Source organism: Anaerotignum faecicola, assembly GCA_024460105.1.
Taxonomy (GTDB): domain Bacteria; phylum Bacillota; class Clostridia; order Lachnospirales; family Anaerotignaceae; genus JANFXS01.
On sequence record JANFXS010000073.1, the window covers coordinates 1 to 586 of the forward strand.

General features: G+C 50.0%; 2 protein-coding genes. Both read left to right on the forward strand.

Going from position 1 to position 586, the window contains the following annotated elements:
* Nucleotides 1-270, forward strand: a 270-nt coding sequence (locus tag NE664_12800; protein MCQ4727514.1) for an HrcA family transcriptional regulator, incomplete at its 5' end; no start/stop codon positions are given.
* 11 nt (nucleotides 271-281) lie between these two features.
* The coding region (locus tag NE664_12805) for a nucleotide exchange factor GrpE (protein ID MCQ4727515.1) at nucleotides 282-586 on the forward strand (305 nt) is incomplete at its 3' end.

Genomic DNA, 586 nt, shown 5'->3' on the forward strand with positions numbered 1-586 from the left:
CTGGAACAGAAAGAACTCCTTCAGGAGCTGGTCGATGATGTGAACAGTTCAGAGAGCAGTTCGGGAATTCAGGTCTATATCGGCGAGGAAGCGCCGGTGCAGACGATGAGGGACTGCAGCATCGTGACAGCGAATTACGAGCTGGGCGAGGGCTTGAGAGGAACGATCGGTATCATCGGTCCGAAGCGTATGGACTATGAAAAGGTTTTGAATACGCTGCGGAATCTCATGACGCAGCTGGATTCGATCCTGAAAAAAGATGAAAGGTGAAGGGAAGAACAGTGAGCAGCGAAGAGACGAGAATAGAAGAGGAACTGGCAGAAGAGGCCATGAAGGCAGAAGACACCGGTTCCGTTAACGAAGAAATAGAAAAAGGCGAAACAGAAGCCGCGGAAACCGAAGCGTGTGCCGAAGATGCCGCCGATGAGAAATCCGGAGATGAGGAGCCTGCAGAAGAAAAGCAGGCGGAACCGGAGAAGAAAGGATTCTTTGGAAAGAAAAAAGAGAAAAAAGATCCGAAGGATGCCAAGATTGAAGAACTGACCGACCGTCTGCAGCGGAATATGGCCGAGTTCGATAATTATAG